This is a genomic window from Pseudomonas sp., from assembly GCF_046581935.1.
In the GTDB taxonomy this organism is placed as follows: domain Bacteria; phylum Pseudomonadota; class Gammaproteobacteria; order Pseudomonadales; family Pseudomonadaceae; genus Aquipseudomonas.
Genome location: NZ_JAYGFK010000011.1, coordinates 51637 through 68839, shown reverse-complemented (window position 1 = coordinate 68839; position 17203 = coordinate 51637). Strand labels below are relative to the sequence as shown.

Here is a 17203-nt window from a genome sequence, read left to right as displayed (position 1 = left end):
TGCCGCGCTTGGGGCTTGCTTGCTCGTCTTATCTGTCCTTGCGAGCCGGTCCATTAAGCGAGGCGCCTTGTATGGTTCTAGCTCGCGAGATCGCGAATCAGCCATGTTCGCGCAGATAGCAAAAGGCCCCGCACTTGCGGGGCCTTTTGCTATCTGCGGGCACTGTCCAATCACCTGACTAGTGAGTTGCCCGGATGCAATCCGGGACGGGGTTGCAGGTTAAGCCCCAAGCAGGCTTTGCCCGCAAACGCGCAGCACTTGTGCTGTTGCTGCACCCGAACCTGGCTGGGCAAACCAGGCCACGGCTTCGGCGACGTCCTGCGGCAAGCCGCCCTGGCCCATGGAGTTCATCCTTCGCCCGGCTTCACGGATGGTCAGTGGGATGGCGGCGGTCATCTGGGTTTCGATAAAGCCGGGAGCCACCGCGTTGATGCTGATGCCGCACTTGCTCAATGCCGGTGCCCAGGCTTGGGCGAGGCCGATGACGCCAGCCTTGCTCACTGCGTAGTTGGTTTGGCCCATGTTGCCAGCGATGCCGCTGATTGAGGCGATCAGCACCACGCGGCCATTGTCGTGCAGCTTGCCGGCGTCTAGCAGGGCTTGGGTCAGCACCTGCGGGGCGTTGAGGTTGACGTTGATCACCGAGTTCCAGAAGTCCTCGCTCATCTTCGCCAGGGTCTTGTCGCGGGTGATGCCGGCGTTGTGCACGACGATATCGATGCCGTCCGGCAGCGCGTCAACCAGCTGCGCGGCAGCATCTGCGGCGCAGATATCCAGGGCCAATGCGCGCCCGCCGAGGCGGGCCGCCAGCGCGTCGAGGGCGTCCTTGGCTGGTGGCACATCCAGCAGCACTACTTCGGCACCGTCGCGGGTCAGGGTTTCGGCAATGGCTGCGCCGATGCCGCGTGAGGCACCGGTGACCAAGGCTTTTTTGCCAGCCAATGGGCGGGTCCAGTCTTTGACCTGTTCGGCGCAGGCATTCAGGCGCAGCACTTGGCCTGAAACGTAAGCGCTTTTTGGCGAAAGGAAGAAACGCAGCGCGCCTTCCAGTTGCGCCTCGCCACCTTTGCCAACGTAGAGCAGTTGTACGTTGCCGCCCCGACGGATTTCCTTGCCCAGCGAGCGACTAAAACCTTCCAGCGAGCGTTGTATGCTGGCGGCGATAGGGTCTTTTAACGATTCCGGTGCACGGCCGAGGATCACTACGCGTGGGCATTTATCCAGGCCTTTGAGGGCAGGCTGGAAGAAATCACGCAACTCGATCAGTTGCTCGAAGCGCGTCAGCCCGCTTGCGTCAAACACCAGCGCCTTGAGTTGGGGGCCATGCTCGGCGGTCCAGCGTGGCAATTCGAACTGGCCTTCGCGGGCGGCGAACAGGGCGTCAGTCAGCTTGTGGGCGAACGGCAGCACCGCGCTGGCCAGGCTGCCTTCGCCGCCAATCAGCAGGGCGCCGTCCACCGGCCGGTTGCGCCCTGCTGTCCAGCGCTCCAGCAGTAGTGGTGCCGGCAGGCCAAGTGCGGTCACCAGGCGGTGACCGGTATTGGAGTTGGCAAAGGCGAGATAACGGTCGGACATGGAACAACTCCTGCGCATGGATCAAAAGTGCACCTACTCTACGCAGACCACAGTAATGCGCAATTGACCGTGCCGACTGCTGCGCCGGCAAGGCGGCCAATGCGACACTGCCGCGACAGGTTAGCCTGTACGCCATTAATTTCTGCTTAGGAGTCGTCCATGACCCAGCCGCGCCGCGTCGCCATCGTTGGCGGTAACCGCATTCCGTTCGCCCGTTCCAACACCGTCTACGCCACTGCGAGCAATCAGGAGATGCTGATCAGTGCGTTGGACGGCCTGGTCGAGCGCTTCAACCTGCATGGCGAACGCCTCGGTGAAGTGGTGGCTGGTGCGGTGCTCAAGCATTCGCGCGACTTTAATCTGACCCGCGAATGCGTGCTGGGCTCGCGCCTAGCCCCAGAAACCCCGGCCTATGACCTGCAGCAAGCCTGCGGCACCGGTCTGGAAGCAGCGTTGCTGGTGGCTAACAAGATCGCCCTTGGGCAGATCGAGTGCGGCATCGCTGGCGGCGTCGACACCACTTCAGATGCGCCGATTGGGGTTAACGAGGGGCTGCGCAAGATTCTCCTGCAGGCCAATCGTGGTAAAAGCACCGGCGAAAAGATCAAAAGCCTGCTGCAGATTCGCCCGCGCCACCTGGCCCCGGCCATTCCGCGTAATGGCGAGCCGCGTACCGGGCTGTCGATGGGTGAACATTGCGAGCTGATGGCGCAGACCTGGGCCATTCCGCGTGACGAGCAGGATCAACTGGCCGTGGCCAGTCACCAGAAACTCGCCGCCGCTTACGCCGAAGGCTGGCATGACGACCTGCTGACGCCGTTCCGTGGTTTGACCCGCGACCAGAACTTGCGCGCCGATATCAGCCTGGAAAAACTCGCCACCCTCAAGCCCTGCTTTGAGCGCAGCCCGCGCGGCACCATGACCGCCGCCAACTCCACGCCGCTGACCGATGGCGCATCCCTGGTGCTGCTGGCCAGCGAAGACTGGGCCAAGGCTCGCGGTCTGCCGATTCTGGCTTACTGGAAGGATGGCGAAGCGGCGGCGGTGGATTTTGTCGGCGGTAAGGAGGGTTTGCTGATGGCCCCGGCCTACGCGGTGCCACGTATGTTGGCGCGCAACAAACTGACGCTGCAGGATTTTGACTACTACGAAATTCACGAGGCTTTCGCCGCTCAAGTGCTCTGCACCCTCAAGGCCTGGGAAGACGCCGACTACTGCAAAACGCGGCTGGGCCTGGATGAACCGCTGGGTTCCATCGACCGCAGCAAAATGAACGTCAAGGGCAGTTCCCTGGCGGCTGGTCACCCGTTCGCCGCCACGGGTGGGCGCATTGTCGCCAACCTGGCCAAGCTGCTGTCGGTGGCCCAAGAGGGGCGTGGCCTGATCTCAATCTGCGCGGCTGGCGGTCAAGGTGTGACTGCAATCCTGGAAAAGTAATCAAACAACCGTATCCGCATCTTGTGCGGGTACTGATGTATGCAACTCCGTGATTTGGAGCGGCCCACGCAAGTGGCGCCGCTCTTTTTTTGTTCTGACTTTTTATTGATCGAGTAGTGGGCTGGCTTCCTGCTTAAGCAGCGCCGCCTTGCGCGCCAGGCCCCAGCGGTAGCCACTCAGGCTGCCGTTGCTGGCGATCACCCGGTGGCACGGCACCAGCAGACCTAGCGGATTGCTGGCGCAGGCGCGGGCCACTGCGCGCGGATGGCTACCCAGTTGTGCGGCAAGTTCGGCGTAGTTACGTGTCTGCCCCAGCGGAATCTGCTGCAGGGCGCGCCATACCAATTGCTGATACGCGGTGCCGCGAATATCCAGTGGCAGCTGGGCGGCGCGCTGCGGCTCGCTGATCTGCGTCAGCACCTGGCGCAAGCTATCGCCCAGACCTGGGTTATCCGCATGCAGCTCTGCTGCGGCAAAGCGTTGCTGCAGTTCACCCAGCAACTGCGCCGGGTCGTCACCAAACAATAGTGCGCAGATGCCCTTGGCAATGCTGGCCAGCAGCAAGTGGCCGAGCGGGCAGGGCGCGATGCTGTAGCGCAGCTGTTCACCTACGGCCTGCTTACGCCGTTGCGCTGGGCTTAGCGTGGCGGGTTGCTGGTACAGCGCACGGGTGCCTGAGTAACCGGCGCTCAGCGCGGCATCCAGCACGCTACCTACAGTGGGCAACTGTTGTTCCAAGCGTGCGCGGCGTTGCGCGTCGCTCCAGGCTTTTGGCGTCAGCCCGGTGCGTGTCTTGAAGGCGCGCGCCAGGTGTGAAGAGGACAGGCCGATGCGTTCGGCCAGTTGTTTGAGATTGAGTGCTTGCTCGCTATTGTTGAGTAGTTCGCAAGCGGCCACGACCAAGGTGTCGAGCAGTTCGGTCGGGCTCTGACCCTGCGGCGAGCAGCGTTTGCACGGGCGAAAGCCGGCTGCCGCTGCTGTGTCGGCATCGGTATAGAAGCTGACGTTCTCGCGTTTGGGCCTGCGTGCTGGGCAATTGGGGCGGCAGTAGATGCCGGTGCTGCGCACGGCAAACACAAAGTGGCCGTCCTGGGCGGCATCACGCGCGCATACGGCTTGCCAGCATTGTTCGGCGTCGAGCATCGGCGAGTCTCCTTGAGCATCGGTGGATTGTCGTCTGCCGTTGATGAGCTGCCAATCCACTTGTGACTTTCAAAGCCGCGCGTGTTGCTGCGATTCGCCTGCTTGGATTACTGCCAGTCGAGGCTCAGCTCGGCTTGCCAGGCGACCCGAACGAAGTGACTGCCGACAACTTTCTTCAAGTTTTCCAGGCCTTCGCTGCTGTCGCTGGTGACGCTCAAACGCAGGCCTTCGGCATCGGCGTGCAGCTGTGCAATGCCGCTGCCAAATGTGATGCGGCCTTGTTGCTCATCGAACTCTACCGGGACTTTATGCGCGAAATGTTTGCATAGCCGGCTGATATAGCGAGCCGGGGTGGGGGTGACGACGTAACTGCTGGCGTTTAATTGCATAGAAACTCCTCTGGATAATAACGTTGGCGGCGCGGATTACGCCGCCCGTAGTCGGCTCAGTAGCCGACGGTGAACCGCTGGCGCAGGTGTTGCGGGCGTTCCAGTTCATCAATAATGGCCACTGCAAGGTCGGCCACCGAGATCTGCGCCGGGGCGTCACCGTTCATCAGCAACTGCTCGCCGCCGATGCGAAATTGCCCCGTGCGCTCACCCGGCTGTAGCAGTGCCGGTGGCGAGATAAAACTCCAGGCTAGATCCTGTTCCGCTTGAATCAAGCGCAGGGCCTGACGTGCACCTTCGGCGCCTTCCTTGTACTCGCTCGGAAAGCTCGGCGTGTCGATTAGCTGGACGTTCGGTGCGACATACAGGCTGCCCGCGCCACCCACTATCAGTAGACGCTGCACTTCAGCCTGCTTGGTGGCGGCGATGATCGACTGACTACCGGCGATAAAACGCTCGCGGATTTCTGCTGTTCCCCAGCCTGGGTTGAAGGCATGGATCACCGCATCATGGTCCTTGAGCTGCTCGGCCAAGGCTGCGCTGTTATAGACATCGCCTGCTACAGCGCTGAGCGCCGGGTGCTGCGGTAGTTTTTCCGGGTTACGCACAATGCCGGTGACCTGATGGCCACGGTTCAGGGCTTCTTGCAAAACGGCTGCACCAACAAAGCCACTGGCTCCGATTAGGGCGAGTTTCATGGGGTGTCTCCATAGGCGGTTTAAGTGATAGAGATGATCGCGCTGGGTAAAGAGCAGATAAATAGGCTAAAAAGGCTTTAACTATTAAGCAGGGCTTACGAATGGAGCAGTTAAAGCGCATGGCGGTGTTCGCCACTGTGGTCGATCGCGGCTCTATGGTCGCGGCAGCCGAAGTGCTGGGTATGACGGCATCGGCAGTCAGCCAGCAGATTCGCAAGCTTGAGGAGAGTACTCAGGTCAGTCTGCTGCACCGCACTACCCGTAAATTGACCCTAACTGAGGCCGGTGCAACCTTCTACCAGAGCTGCGCTCAGGTATTGGCGTTGGCGCAGCAGGCAGAGCAACGTCTGGCTGAGTTACGTGATGCGCCGGTGGGTGAGTTGCGCATCGCCGCGCCTGTGGGGTTTTCCGGGCGTGCACTGAGTGCTGCGTTGGCCCCGTTACTGCTGGCGCACAGCGGCCTGAGCCTCAAGCTGTTTTTTCATGATGAGCACATCGACCTTGTCGAGCAGCGCATCGACCTGGCTATCCGTGTTGGTAACCTGGAAGACTCCAGCCTAGTCGCGCGGCACATTGGTGATACGCGCATGTTGCTGTGTGCGGCCCCGGTCTATTTGCTGCGCAAGCCGCCGATTGATCATCCGCGCGACTTGATCGGCCTGGACTGGCTGGCGTTGCACGGCGATACCACCTTCAACCCACTGATACTGCAAGGCCCGGAGGCGCAGGTGGAAAAATTACGGGTAGAGAGCCGGGTGAGCTGCAATAACATTCTGGCTGTGCGCCACTTCACCTTGGCCGGCATGGGCGTATCGCTGCAGCCGGAGCAAGAGGTGCGCGAGGAACTAGCCGCCGGCAGTTTGCGCGAGCTGCTGCCGCACTGGCGTTTGCCGCCTTTTGGCATCTATTTGGTGACGCCGCGCCGCGATGCGCAGCCGGCTAAAGTGCGCTACGCCATTGAGGCGTTGCGCCAGCATTTGCTAGTGCGCTGATCGCAAGGGTGGGCGCTTGGCACGGATTGCCGTATAACGGGCAGCAGAGTCGACTTGGGCAACACAGGACCCCTGATTAAAGCTGATGAAGACGCCAAAACGTATTGAGCCCCTGGTCGAAGCCGGGCTGGTCGATGAAGTGGTACGTCCACTGATGAGCGGTAAAGAAGCCGCAGTTTATGTGGTGCGCTGTGGTGATGAGCTACGTTGCGCCAAGGTCTACAAGGAAGCCAATAAACGCAGTTTTCGCCAAGCTGCCGAGTACCAAGAAGGTCGCAAAGTGCGTAACAGCCGTGACGCGCGCGCCATGGCCAAAGGCTCGAAATACGGCCGCAAGGGCCAGGAAGATGCCTGGCAGAACGCCGAAGTTGCAGCTTTGTTCCGCTTGGCCAACGCCGGTGTGCGGGTGCCTAAGCCGTATGACTTCCTGGAAGGCGTACTGCTGATGGAATTGGTCAATGACGGTGAAGGCGATGTCGCGCCGCGCCTCAATGATGTTGACCTGCATCCGGACGATGCCCGCGAATTCCATGCCTTTATGGTTCAGGAAGTGGTGAAGATGCTGTGCGCCGGCTTGGTGCATGGCGACTTGTCTGAATTCAACGTATTGCTTGGTCCTGACGGCCCGGTGATCATCGACCTGCCGCAAGCGGTGGATGCTGCCGGGAACAACCATGCGTTCAAGATGCTTGAACGTGATGTGCGCAACATGGCCGAGTATTTCGGCCAGTTCGCTCCGGAATTGCGCTTTACCAAGTACGCCAAAGAAATGTGGGCACTCTACGAAGCTGGCGAGTTAACCCCGGAAAGCCCACTGACCGGCGAGTTTGATGACCCTGAAGAGGCTGCCGACATCGACTCGGTGATGCGTGAGATCAAGGCAGCCTTGGCCGACGAAGAGCGTCGTCAGGCGTTGCTCAATGCCGATGACGAACCCAAGGGTGAAGAACCTCCGCCGCCCTGGGCGCAGTAGTCTGATATTACGGCAGACAAAATGATGCCGTTCACCTGACCCGGTGAGCGGCATTTTTTATGTCAGTTATTCCCGGCTGACAGCGCTCAGGTTGTAGGGCGGATGACGTTTTTCATCCACCATCAGGAGGCGCACTGGTGGAGGGGGAAGCGACATCCACCTTACAGGGCTGCGTTATGGGCGTAGAGCTAAAGCCGCGTAGCCTTGAAGGTATCGCAGCGGCCGATATCACCATTGGCGAAGCCGGTTTTAAACCAGCGCACGCGCTGTTCCGAGGTGCCGTGGGTGAACGAGTCCGGCACCACCTGGCCACGGGCCTGCTTCTGCAAGCGGTCATCGCCGATGGCGTTGGCGGCGTTCAGCGCTTCCTCGATATCGCCAGGCTCCAGCCAGTCGTTGCGCTGCTGGCCATGGTAGGCCCAAACGCCAGCCAGGCAGTCGGCCTGCAGTTCCTGGCGCACCAATAGGCCGTTGGCTCCTTCCACTCGCTCGCCGCGCTGGCGGGCGGCGTTGACCTTGGCCGAGACGCCGAGCAGGGTCTGCACGTGGTGGCCGACTTCATGGGCAATCACGTAAGCCTGGGCAAAGTCACCCGCCGCGCCAAAGCGTTGTTCCAGCTCGCGGAAAAATGCCAGATCGATATACACCCGCTGATCACCGGGGCAGTAGAACGGCCCGACTGCCGAGTTGGCGAAGCCGCAGGCCGAGTTCACGCCGCCACGAAACAGCACCAGGGTCGGGTCGCGGTACTGTCGCTTGGCGCTCTGGAAAATCTCCCGCCAGGTGTCTTCGGTATCGCCGAGCACGGCACGGACGAATTCAGATTGCTCATCATTGCCTGCTGGCGCGGTGTTTTGCGGTGCGCTGACCGAGCCGCCTTGCATTGCTTGCCCGGCTAACTGACCGAGAATCTGCATTGGGTCCTGGCCACTGAGCAGGCCGACGATCACCACAATGGCCACGCCGCCGAGCGTCAGCTTACCGCCGCCCATGCGTGAGCCGCCGCTACCGCGCGCGTCCACTACGTTGTCGCTGCGTCTTGCCCGTTTCCAGCGCATTACTGTCGTCCTGTGTGCATGTTGAGCGTTCTGGCGTTAGCTGTACCGGGCCGATCTTAGTTGGCTGGATACTCGCTAATCAGCTGTTCTGTGCCGTGCTGATCCAGGCCGATCACTTGATAAGCGTCGCGTACGTTGCCGTACTCCATGCCAGGTGAGCCGGTAGGCATGCCGGGTACTGCTGCGCCGAGCAGGTCAGGCCGCTGGCGCAGCTTGAGGATGTCGGCAGCCGGTACGTGGCCTTCAACAAATTTGCCGTCAATCACCCCGGTATGGCAGGACGCCAGCCGTGGCGGTACGCCCAAGCGCTGCTTCAGCGCACTCATATCGCTTTCGATATGGTCGTTGACGGTAAAGCCGTTTTCTTGCAAATGGCTGATCCAGGCTTTGCAGCAACCGCAATTGGGGTCGCGGTGCACGTCGATGTTCAGTGGTTCGGCCATAACATTCAGGCTGCTTAACAGCCCGGCGAGAAGAATCAGCTGGCGCATGGGGTAAGTTCCTGGCAGTTGAGTGGCAGAGCATAGCGCCCTGGCGGGTGGTGCAACCACCGGCGATTTCCGAAACGTGCGGGCGGGGCTTATGCTGCGCATTCGATTCTTGAGGCAAGGATACTGTTCATGCTGTTTGCACGCGTTGTATTGGTCATTCAACTACTGGCGTTGCTCGGCTTGGGCCTGGCCTATTTTGTCCGCCCCCATGAAATGGCCAACCTCAGCGGTATGCTGCTGATGTCGGCAGCTGCGGCGACTGATATGCGGGCGTTTTACGGCGGTTTGCAGATCGGTTTGGCGGCGTTTCTGGGGTTGGCCTTGAGCCGGCTGGATCTGACGCGCGCGGCGTTGACCTTGCTGGTGCTGTTGTACAGCTCGCTGGCGTTGGCCCGCATCGGCGGGCTGTGGCTGGATGGCGGCGCGCAGCAGACATTCAACTTCTTCGCGCTGCTGCTTGAGGTGGTATCCGCTGGCTTGTGCTTCTGGGCGCTGCGCGGTTTGCCGCGCCGCTAAGCCTAACGCCGCTCTAGCAGCACACCCGACTCCATGTGGTGGGTGTAGGGGAACTGGTCGAACAGCGCGCAGCGCGTCACTTTGTGGGTGTCGCTCAGTTGGGCAATGTTGGCGGCCAGCGTCTCCGGGTTGCAGGAGATATACAGGATGCGCTCAAAACGTCGGGTCAGCTCGCAGGTGTCGGGGTCCATGCCGGCGCGCGGCGGGTCGACGAACACGCAGCCAAAGTCGTAGCTCTTCAAGTCGACATCGGCCAGGCGGCGGAACGGCCGTACTTCATTCAGCGCTTCAGTGAGTTCTTCGGCGGACAGACGCACCAGGGTGATGTTGTCCACGCCATTGTCAGCCAGGTTGGCCAGGGCGGCATTCACCGACGATTTGCTGATCTCGGTGGCCAGCACTTTGCGCACGCGGGTGGCCAGCGGCAGGGTGAAGTTGCCGTTGCCGCAATACAGCTCCAGTAGGTCGTCCTGGCGTTCACCTAGCGCGTCATAGGCCCAGGCAAGCATCTTTTGGTTCACTTCGCCGTTGGGCTGAGTAAAGGCACCTTCCGGCTGGCGATAGCTGAAGGTACGGCCGGCGACCTGCAGTTTTTCCTCGACATAGTCTTTGCCGATAACGATGCGCTTGCCCTTGGAGCGGCCAATGATGCTGACCTCTAACTCGGCCGCGAGTTGTTCGGCGGCCGTGTGCCAGGCGTCATCCAGCGGGCGGTGGTAGCACAGGGTAATCAGTGCATCACCGGCCAGGGTGGTGAGGAACTCAACCTGAAACAGCTTGAAGCTCAGGGCACTGCTGGCCTGCCAAGCGGCTTTCAGGCGCGGCATCAACGCGTTGATCTGCGCGCTGGCGATGGGGAAGTCTTCGAAGAAGATCGGCGTGTGTTTGTCGCCAGCTTCGAACATGGCGTAGTGACGGTCTTCACCTTCACGCCACAGGCGGAATTCAGCACGCAGGCGATAGTGCTCGCGTGGTGATTCAAACACCTGTGGCGCGGGGGCGTTGAACGGAGCCAGCAGCTCGATCAGGCGCTGCTGCTTGTCAGCAAGCTGGGCGGCGTAGCTGGCGGGATCGAACTGGGAACGGCTCATACAAGGCTCTTTGCAAAAATGGGCGCGGGCGGCCATGGCCACCCGCAAGGTCATAAATAGTCTGTGGAGATATTACCTAGGCTGCTTCGCTTTGGTACTCAACGGACGGTTAGGCGAAGTACGCCAGTTTGATTACAAACAGCGCCGAGAGGATTACCAGCGCCGGGTTGAGGTCGCGCCAGCGGCCGGCCAGCAGCTTGATGGCGGTCCAGGCAATAAAGCCAAAGGCAATGCCGTTGGCAATCGAGAAGGTCAGTGGCATGGCTAGGGCCGCGATGACGACCGGGGCGGCGACGGTGAGGTCGTCCCAGTCGATCTGCGCCAGGCTGCTCATCATCAGCACGGCAACGAAGAGCAATGCCGGTGCCGTGGCGAAGGCTGGTACGGCGCCGGCCAGCGGCGCAAAAAACAGGCTGAGGAGAAACAGCGAGGCCACTACGCAAGCGGTCAAACCGGTGCGCCCGCCGGCGCTGATGCCCGCTGCGGATTCGATATAGCTGGTGGTGGTCGAGGAGCCCAGTGCTGCCCCGGCCATGGTCGCGGTGCTGTCGGCCAGCAGGGCGCGGCCGAGCTTGGGCATTTTGCCGTCTTTATCCAGCAGGTTGGCTTTCTGCGCGACGCCCACCAGGGTGCCGGAGGTGTCGAACAGGTCAACGAAGAGGAAGGCGAAGATTACGCTGAGCAGGCCGATATCCAGCGCGCCCATGATGTCCAGTTGCATAAAGGTCGGCACCAGCGACGGTGGCATCGAAACCACGCCATTGAGCTGCGACAGACCGAGCAAAATTGACAGCACGGTGATCAGCAAAATGCCGATCATTACCGCGCCGGTAACACGGCGGTAGGCCAGTGCGGCAATCACGAAAAAGCCCAGGCAAGCCAGCAGCGGGGCACCTTTGGACATATCACCAAGGCCAACCAGGGTTGCAGGGTTATCCACCACGATGCCGGCATTTTTCAGCGCAATGATCGCCAGAAATAGACCGATACCGGCGGCGATACCCGAACGCAGCGCCAGCGGGATGCTGTTGATGATCCATTCGCGAATCTTGAAGATCGACAGCAAAAAGAAGATCGCCCCCGAGAGGAACACCGCGCCCAGCGCCACTTGCCAGGTGTGGCCCATGGTCATGACCACGGTGTAGGTAAAGAAGGCGTTGAGGCCCATGCCCGGAGCCAGGGCAATCGGGTAGTTGGCAATAAGGCCCATGATGGCTGAGCCAATCGCCGCCGCCAGACACGTGGCAACGAACACCGCACCCTTATCCATGCCGGTTTCGGCGAGCATGTTGGGGTTGACGAAGAGGATGTAAGCCATCGTCAGAAAGGTTGTCAGCCCCGCCAGAATCTCGGTGCGCACTGTGGTGTTGTGAGCTTTGAGTTGGAACAGTCTTTCCAGCATGTGGAACTCCCCAATAACGACGTTCTGCGCCGTGTATATGCAAACCGAAAGCAAAGCACATCCACGTTTGTGTGCATGTTTTTGCTGGTGATCTGGAAAAAGGCGCGCATCATATCAGCTCGCCTGGGCGCGGTGAATTTATGACCGATCAGACAGTTTATGGACTGCGTTAACAAGGAGAGCGGGATGACTGCACGAGCCCTTATAAGCGTTGCCGACGGCATCGAAGACCTCGAGTGTGTAACCCTGATTGATGTACTGCGGCGTGCTGACGTTGAAGTGGTGGTGGCGAGTATTGAGAGCCGGCGGATGATTACGTGCGCGCGCGGTACGCGCCTGACTGCTGACGCCATGCTGGTTGATGTATTAGCCCAGCCCTTTGATCTGATCGTGTTACCCGGTGGCATGCCTGGCGCACAGCGCCTGGCCGAGCACGAACCGCTGGCCGAACGGGTGCGTGAGCAGGCCAAGGCCGGCAAGCTGTTTGCCGCTATCTGCGCCGCTCCGGCGTTGGCGCTGCAGCAATATGGCGTGCTGCGCCAGCGCCGGATGACCTGCTACCCAGCCTTCAGCGACCGTCTGAGCGGCTGTGTATTTGTTGATCAGCCAGTGGTTATTGATGGCAACTGCATCACCAGCCAAGGCCCGGGCACGGCGCTAGAGTTTGCCCTAAGCTTGGTTGAGCAACTGTGTGGCGCGTCGACTCGCAAGCAGGTAGCCGAGGCCATGTTGGTTGCTCACTAACTTTGAGCTCGCAGCTTAAGTGCGACCAGCAAAGGCCGATAACAGCAACAGTATTGCGAGTTTAATATCCCGTTTAGCGTTCTCTGCCCCTGGATGAGGTTTTCATGAAGTTATCGCTTGCCCGTTTGATTGGCTTGAGTACAGCCGCCTTAAGCAGCTTGGCTCTGTTGTTGAGCGTGATTGTATATGGGCAGATCAACGACCTGGATGAGCTGGGGCATGAGCTCAAAACCTACGGCAGTGCGATTTTTCGCGCCTCTGAGCTGCGTTACAGCACGGCACAGATTCAACAGTTCTACACCGATGCCAGCTTGACGCTGGATGCAGAGCCTGCGGCTGAGGCCAAGAGTCACTACCAGCAAGCGTTGCAGCTGCTTGATGAGTTGCAGCGCGAAGCACCAGAGTTCGCCACGCAAATATCGGCACTGCGCCCTGCGATTGAGCGGCTGAACCAGGTTGGCGCGCAAATGGTTGATGCCTATCGGGATGCCGGTAAGGCGGGTGGCGACAAGGTGATGGAAGACTTTGATGGCCGTTCGGCTCAGGTTATCGAGTCATTCGGGCTGCTTTTTGCGCCGTTGCAGAAGCGCTATCAGGATATTGAAAACTCAGCCGAGGACACGCGTACCAGTCTGCTGACCAGTAGCCTGATTGCCTGGGGGCTGGTGATCGTGGTGGTGTTGAGCAGCATGGGGCTGATTTATGTGCGGGCGCTACCTCCTCTGCGTCGCCTGCAGCGTTCGTTGCTGGATCTGGGCTCTGGCGGCGGTGATCTTGGCCGGCGCTTGAGAAAAGACCGTGATGATGAACTCGGCTCCGTGGTGGATGCCTTCAATGGCTTTGTGGCCAGCTTGGCTGAGCAAATGAGCACCGTCACCCAGGTTGCGCATAGCCTCAATGGCGCATCTGACTCGTTGGTGCGTGATGCGCAGCTGTCCGAGCGCAATGCCGAGAGCTTGCAGGCGGAAGTTGAGCAGGTGGCCGCAGCGGTCAACCAAATGTCGTCGACCGTGCAAAACGTGGCACAAAACGCGCAGGCCAGCGCCGAGCAAACGCGTGATGCAAATAAACAGTCGGTGGCTGCCCTGGAGATCGTCAATGCCACCATTAGCGATGTTCAGCAACTGGCTGATGAAGTCGGCCGCGCCGCCGGTGTGATTCAGGCGCTAGAAGGCAATACCCAGGAAATCGGCGGGGTGCTTGAGGTGATTCGTACCATTGCCGATCAGACCAACTTACTGGCGCTCAATGCGGCGATTGAGGCGGCCCGTGCAGGTGAGCAGGGGCGTGGTTTTGCGGTTGTTGCCGATGAAGTGCGCACCTTAGCTAACCGTACGCAGCGCTCCACCGAAGAAATTCACAGCATGATTGAGCGCCTGCAAAAGGCTGCGCGTGATGCGGTTGCCGTGATGGAAAGTGGCCGTGCGCATGCCGAGCAGGGCGTGCACAAGTCGCAGGATGCAGGTAGAAGCTTGCAGAGTATTCGCGCGTCCGTTGAGTCTGTGTCGGCCATGAGCCTGCACATTGCCGAAGCAGCGCGTGAGCAAGCGAGCGTTACCGAAGAGATCAATCAGCGCGTGCATAGTGTGTCTCAGGTTGCCCAGCAGAGCCTGCAGCAGGCTCACCAAACCCTTAGCAGTGGCCGCTCGGCCAAGGACAATGCGCAGTTGCTGGATGGCATTGTTGCGCGGTTCAAACTCTGATCGAGTAGCCGTGGCAAGTCGCAATGGGCTCGCTGAAGCCCGTTGCAGCTGTTATCCAGCGTGCGAGTTATCCCTCTTCTTGACTCACCAATAGCGGCTGCCCTCTAGGTGCGGCCCTCTAGTTGCGCCTGCTCAGCCCCTGCCACGCGTGTCAGGCCAGCTCACGTGACAATCAACCACAGCAGAGCTTTCTGGCTAAAGCGCTACTCTTTACTCACCTCTTGATCTGCATCAATACCTTGGGGTTTGGGCTGTGATGGCTCTTTCCTGCCTGGTGATTGTCTGACCAGAACAATAACGTTCTTGAATAACTGCTTGAGGCTGGCATGTGCGCCCGTGGCCGTGCCCCGTACCACCTGACTGAGGAAACGCCATGTTTGGATTGGAGGCTCTTGATCTAGCCAGAATCCAGTTCGGTTTCACTATCTCCTTTCACATCATCTTTCCGGCCATCACTATCGGTCTGGCCAGTTATCTGGCGGTGCTTGAAGGCCTGTGGCTGAAAACCGGACAGGAGGTGTACCGCGATCTGTACCACTTCTGGGCGAAGATATTTGCGGTTAATTTCGGCATGGGTGTGGTCTCCGGCCTGGTTATGGCCTATCAGTTCGGCACTAACTGGAGCGCCTTCTCTGACTTTGCCGGAGCGGTCACGGGGCCGCTGCTGACCTATGAAGTGCTTACTGCATTCTTCCTTGAGGCAGGCTTTCTCGGCGTGATGCTGTTCGGCTGGAACCGCGTCGGCCCGGGCCTGCACTTCTTTTCGACGGTCATGGTCGCCGTCGGCACGTTGATCTCGACCTTCTGGATTCTGGCCTCCAACAGCTGGATGCACACCCCACAGGGCTTCGAGATTATCGATGGTCGGGTGATCCCGGTGGACTGGTTTGCGGTGGTGTTCAACCCATCGTTCCCCTATCGCCTGTTGCACATGGCAACCGCAGCGTTCCTTGCTACCGCGTTCTTCGTCGGTGCCTCGGCCGCTTGGCACTTGCTGCGCGGTCGCGATAACCCAGCGATTCGCAAGATGCTCTCGATGGCCTTATGGATGGCGCTGATCGTGGCACCGATTCAGGCCGTGATCGGCGACTTCCATGGCCTGAACACCCTCAAGTATCAGCCGGCGAAGATCGCCGCGATTGAAGGTCATTGGGAAAACCACGGTGACGAGCCGACCCCGCTGATTTTGTTCGGCTGGCCGGATATGCAGCGCGAGGAAACCCGCTTCAAGATCGAGATTCCGGCACTCGGCAGCCTGATTTTGACCCACAGCCTGGACAAGCAAGTGCCGGCGCTGAAGGAGTTTGCCAAGGAAGATCGGCCAAACTCGACTGTGGTGTTTTGGACCTTCCGCGTCATGGTTGGCCTCGGCATGCTGATGATTCTCACCGGCCTCTGGGGGCTGTGGCTGCGTATGCGCGGCAAGCTGTTCCAGACTCGGCCGTTCCTGCATATGGCTGTGTGGATGGGGCCATCGGGGATCATCGCGATTCTTGCGGGTTGGTATACCACCGAGATCGGTCGTCAGCCCTGGGTTGTTTACGGCCTAATGCGCACCGCCGATGCGTCATCGGGGCACAGCTTTGCGCAGATGAGCCTGACGCTGATCCTGTTCGTAGTGGTGTACTTCGCCCTGTTCGGCGTGGGTATTGGCTACATGATGCGTCTGGTGCGCAAAGGTCCGGTTACCGATGAAGGCAAGGAAGTTGCCGATGGTGGCCCCGGCCAGCAACGTACACCATCGCGGCCCTTGTCAGCGGCCGACGAAAATCTTGATGACGGCGAGACTGATCTGCCGGCAGGGAGGAATTGAACATGGGTATTGATCTCCCACTGATATGGGCGGTGATCATCGCCTTCGGGGTGATGATGTATGTGGTCATGGACGGTTTCGACCTGGGCATCGGCATTCTCTTTCCTTTCATTAAAAGTGAAGGTGAGCGCGATGTGATGATGAACACTGTGGCCCCGGTTTGGGACGGCAACGAAACCTGGCTGGTGCTTGGCGGTGCGGCGCTGTTCGGTGCCTTTCCGCTGGCCTACTCGGTGGTGCTCAGCGCGTTGTACCTGCCGCTGATCTTTATGCTGCTGGGGCTGATCTTCCGGGGCGTGGCATTTGAGTTTCGCTTCAAGGCCAAGGCGGCCAAGCGGCACATCTGGGACAAGGCGTTTATCGGTGGCTCGCTGACGGCGACCTTCTTTCAGGGGGTGGCGTTGGGGGCTTATATCGATGGCTTCGAGGTGGTTAATCGGGTGTATGTCGGCGGCGCACTGGACTGGTTCACGCCGTTCTCGTTGTTCTGTGGCTTGGCGCTGATTGCCGCCTACGCATTGCTCGGCTGCACCTGGCTGATCATGAAAACTGAAGGCCGGCTGCAGCAGCACATGCACGATCTGGCAAAGCCGTTGGTCTTCGTGCTGCTTGGCGTGACTGGCATCGTCAGTTTGTGGACGCCGCTGGCGCACGCCGACATTGCCCAGCGCTGGTTCAGCCTGCCGAATATCTTCTGGTTTATGCCGGTGCCGCTGCTGGTGCTGCTGTGCACCTGGGCGCTGCTGCGCGCCGTCGCGCGTAACGCCAACTATGCGCCGTTCCTGTTGACGCTGACGCTGATCTTCCTCGGCTACAGCGGTCTGGGTATCAGCCTGTGGCCAAATATCATCCCGCCGTCGATCAGCATCTGGGACGCTTCCGCACCGCCGCAAAGTCAGGGCTTTATCCTGGTCGGCGCGCTGTTCATCATCCCCTTCATCCTGATGTACACGGCCTGGAGCTACTACGTGTTCCGCGGCAAGGTGACGGAAGAAGATGGCTACCACTGAGAACTGCAAGATGAGCGAGATCGACGAGAAAAAGCCGTTGTGGCAACGCCTCGGTTGGCTGGTGGCGATCTGGGCCGGTAGCGTGCTGGCCCTCGGGGCGGTGTCCTATCTGCTGCGCCTGTTTATGCACGCAGCGGGAATGGGCACGCCGTAAAGGCTGTGTCGCGT

17 protein-coding genes and 1 pseudogene are annotated in these 17203 nt (G+C 60.1%); 10 read left to right on the top strand and 8 right to left on the bottom strand.

Annotation, left to right across the window (positions count from 1 at the left end; translation table 11 throughout):
- Positions 1 to 219 precede the first annotated feature (219 nt).
- Positions 220 to 1575 carry a 3-oxoacyl-ACP reductase gene (locus VCA57_RS07710; RefSeq protein WP_411184389.1) on the bottom strand — a complete coding sequence of 452 codons (1356 nt, stop codon included), beginning with the start codon at positions 1573 to 1575 and terminating at the stop codon, positions 220 to 222.
- A 159-nt stretch (positions 1576 to 1734) separates the two neighbouring features.
- Between VCA57_RS07710 and VCA57_RS07705 the strand changes: the two genes are divergently transcribed.
- The gene (locus tag VCA57_RS07705; RefSeq protein WP_411184388.1) at positions 1735 to 3012 is read left to right on the top strand and encodes an acetyl-CoA C-acetyltransferase; all 1278 of its coding nucleotides are present in this window, start codon (positions 1735 to 1737) and stop codon (positions 3010 to 3012) included.
- A gap of 102 nt (positions 3013 to 3114) precedes the next feature.
- On the opposite strand, the gene ada is transcribed toward VCA57_RS07705, so the two are convergent.
- From ada to VCA57_RS07690, 3 genes are all read right to left on the bottom strand, one after another.
- Positions 3115 to 4155 (bottom strand): bifunctional DNA-binding transcriptional regulator/O6-methylguanine-DNA methyltransferase Ada, encoded by a 1041-nt coding sequence (gene ada / locus VCA57_RS07700; RefSeq protein WP_411184387.1) that lies wholly within the window; start codon positions 4153 to 4155, stop codon positions 3115 to 3117.
- Between the two features lie 107 nt (positions 4156 to 4262).
- Complete coding sequence (locus VCA57_RS07695) at positions 4263 to 4544, bottom strand: DUF2218 domain-containing protein (protein ID WP_411184385.1); 282 nt, start codon at positions 4542 to 4544, stop codon at positions 4263 to 4265.
- A 56-nt stretch (positions 4545 to 4600) separates the two neighbouring features.
- The gene (locus VCA57_RS07690; protein WP_411184384.1) at positions 4601 to 5242 is read right to left on the bottom strand and encodes an NAD(P)-dependent oxidoreductase; all 642 of its coding nucleotides are present in this window, start codon (positions 5240 to 5242) and stop codon (positions 4601 to 4603) included.
- Positions 5243 to 5343: 101 nt separating this feature from the next.
- Between VCA57_RS07690 and VCA57_RS07685 the strand changes: the two genes are divergently transcribed.
- The gene (locus VCA57_RS07685; RefSeq protein ID WP_411184383.1) at positions 5344 to 6234 is read left to right on the top strand and encodes a LysR family transcriptional regulator; all 891 of its coding nucleotides are present in this window, start codon (positions 5344 to 5346) and stop codon (positions 6232 to 6234) included.
- A gap of 85 nt (positions 6235 to 6319) precedes the next feature.
- A complete protein-coding gene (locus tag VCA57_RS07680) occupies positions 6320 to 7207 on the top strand; it encodes a PA4780 family RIO1-like protein kinase (protein WP_411184382.1) in 888 nt (295 codons plus the stop codon).
- Between the two features lie 188 nt (positions 7208 to 7395).
- Here VCA57_RS07680 and VCA57_RS07675 read toward each other — a convergent pair whose 3' ends face one another.
- Complete coding sequence (locus VCA57_RS07675) at positions 7396 to 8265, bottom strand: neutral zinc metallopeptidase (RefSeq protein WP_411184381.1); 870 nt, start codon at positions 8263 to 8265, stop codon at positions 7396 to 7398.
- A gap of 56 nt (positions 8266 to 8321) precedes the next feature.
- Positions 8322 to 8756: a DUF411 domain-containing protein gene (locus VCA57_RS07670; RefSeq protein WP_411184380.1), complete on the bottom strand. Its 435-nt coding sequence runs from the start codon at positions 8754 to 8756 to the stop codon at positions 8322 to 8324.
- 129 nt (positions 8757 to 8885) lie between these two features.
- On the opposite strand from VCA57_RS07670, the gene VCA57_RS07665 reads away from it, so the two are divergent.
- Positions 8886 to 9272, top strand: a complete 387-nt coding sequence (locus VCA57_RS07665; protein ID WP_411184379.1) for a DUF4345 domain-containing protein — start codon at positions 8886 to 8888, stop codon at positions 9270 to 9272.
- Positions 9273 to 9274: 2 nt separating this feature from the next.
- Here VCA57_RS07665 and trmA read toward each other — a convergent pair whose 3' ends face one another.
- The gene (gene trmA / locus VCA57_RS07660; protein WP_411184378.1) at positions 9275 to 10363 is read right to left on the bottom strand and encodes a tRNA (uridine(54)-C5)-methyltransferase TrmA; all 1089 of its coding nucleotides are present in this window, start codon (positions 10361 to 10363) and stop codon (positions 9275 to 9277) included.
- A 109-nt stretch (positions 10364 to 10472) separates the two neighbouring features.
- The gene (locus tag VCA57_RS07655) at positions 10473 to 11765 is read right to left on the bottom strand and encodes an NCS2 family permease (RefSeq protein WP_411184377.1); all 1293 of its coding nucleotides are present in this window, start codon (positions 11763 to 11765) and stop codon (positions 10473 to 10475) included.
- Positions 11766 to 11951: 186 nt separating this feature from the next.
- Between VCA57_RS07655 and VCA57_RS07650 the strand changes: the two genes are divergently transcribed.
- The 6 genes and pseudogenes from VCA57_RS07650 (at position 11952) to VCA57_RS07625 (ending at position 17189) form a co-directional block, all read left to right on the top strand.
- Complete coding sequence (locus VCA57_RS07650) at positions 11952 to 12509, top strand: DJ-1 family glyoxalase III (protein ID WP_411184376.1); 558 nt, start codon at positions 11952 to 11954, stop codon at positions 12507 to 12509.
- 104 nt (positions 12510 to 12613) lie between these two features.
- Positions 12614 to 13354, top strand: a pseudogene (locus VCA57_RS07645) (HAMP domain-containing protein); the annotation flags it as partial.
- Between the two features lie 18 nt (positions 13355 to 13372).
- A complete protein-coding gene (locus VCA57_RS07640; protein ID WP_411184409.1) occupies positions 13373 to 14212 on the top strand; it encodes a methyl-accepting chemotaxis protein in 840 nt (279 codons plus the stop codon).
- Positions 14213 to 14585: 373 nt separating this feature from the next.
- The gene (locus VCA57_RS07635; RefSeq protein WP_411184375.1) at positions 14586 to 16025 is read left to right on the top strand and encodes a cytochrome ubiquinol oxidase subunit I; all 1440 of its coding nucleotides are present in this window, start codon (positions 14586 to 14588) and stop codon (positions 16023 to 16025) included.
- Positions 16026 to 16027: 2 nt separating this feature from the next.
- Complete coding sequence (cydB, locus tag VCA57_RS07630) at positions 16028 to 17035, top strand: cytochrome d ubiquinol oxidase subunit II (protein ID WP_411184374.1); 1008 nt, start codon at positions 16028 to 16030, stop codon at positions 17033 to 17035.
- A 10-nt stretch (positions 17036 to 17045) separates the two neighbouring features.
- Positions 17046 to 17189: a DUF2474 domain-containing protein gene (locus tag VCA57_RS07625; protein WP_411184408.1), complete on the top strand. Its 144-nt coding sequence runs from the start codon at positions 17046 to 17048 to the stop codon at positions 17187 to 17189.
- Positions 17190 to 17203: the final 14 nt, after the last annotated feature.

Bases quoted from the DNA above. Each gene is read 5' to 3' on its own strand.
- VCA57_RS07710 (WP_411184389.1), bottom strand. From the start codon at position 1,575: ATGTCCGACCGTTATCTCGCCTTTGCCAACTCCAATACCGGTCACCGC.
- VCA57_RS07705 (WP_411184388.1), top strand. From the start codon at position 1,735: ATGACCCAGCCGCGCCGCGTCGCCATCGTTGGCGGTAACCGCATTCCG.
- ada (WP_411184387.1), bottom strand. From the start codon at position 4,155: ATGCTCGACGCCGAACAATGCTGGCAAGCCGTATGCGCGCGTGATGCC.
- VCA57_RS07695 (WP_411184385.1), bottom strand. From the start codon at position 4,544: ATGCAATTAAACGCCAGCAGTTACGTCGTCACCCCCACCCCGGCTCGC.
- VCA57_RS07690 (WP_411184384.1), bottom strand. From the start codon at position 5,242: ATGAAACTCGCCCTAATCGGAGCCAGTGGCTTTGTTGGTGCAGCCGTT.
- VCA57_RS07685 (WP_411184383.1), top strand. From the start codon at position 5,344: ATGGAGCAGTTAAAGCGCATGGCGGTGTTCGCCACTGTGGTCGATCGC.
- VCA57_RS07680 (WP_411184382.1), top strand. From the start codon at position 6,320: ATGAAGACGCCAAAACGTATTGAGCCCCTGGTCGAAGCCGGGCTGGTC.
- VCA57_RS07675 (WP_411184381.1), bottom strand. From the start codon at position 8,265: ATGCGCTGGAAACGGGCAAGACGCAGCGACAACGTAGTGGACGCGCGC.
- VCA57_RS07670 (WP_411184380.1), bottom strand. From the start codon at position 8,756: ATGCGCCAGCTGATTCTTCTCGCCGGGCTGTTAAGCAGCCTGAATGTT.
- VCA57_RS07665 (WP_411184379.1), top strand. From the start codon at position 8,886: ATGCTGTTTGCACGCGTTGTATTGGTCATTCAACTACTGGCGTTGCTC.
- trmA (WP_411184378.1), bottom strand. From the start codon at position 10,363: ATGAGCCGTTCCCAGTTCGATCCCGCCAGCTACGCCGCCCAGCTTGCT.
- VCA57_RS07655 (WP_411184377.1), bottom strand. From the start codon at position 11,765: ATGCTGGAAAGACTGTTCCAACTCAAAGCTCACAACACCACAGTGCGC.
- VCA57_RS07650 (WP_411184376.1), top strand. From the start codon at position 11,952: ATGACTGCACGAGCCCTTATAAGCGTTGCCGACGGCATCGAAGACCTC.
- VCA57_RS07640 (WP_411184409.1), top strand. From the start codon at position 13,373: ATGAGCACCGTCACCCAGGTTGCGCATAGCCTCAATGGCGCATCTGAC.
- VCA57_RS07635 (WP_411184375.1), top strand. From the start codon at position 14,586: ATGTTTGGATTGGAGGCTCTTGATCTAGCCAGAATCCAGTTCGGTTTC.
- cydB (WP_411184374.1), top strand. From the start codon at position 16,028: ATGGGTATTGATCTCCCACTGATATGGGCGGTGATCATCGCCTTCGGG.
- VCA57_RS07625 (WP_411184408.1), top strand. From the start codon at position 17,046: ATGAGCGAGATCGACGAGAAAAAGCCGTTGTGGCAACGCCTCGGTTGG.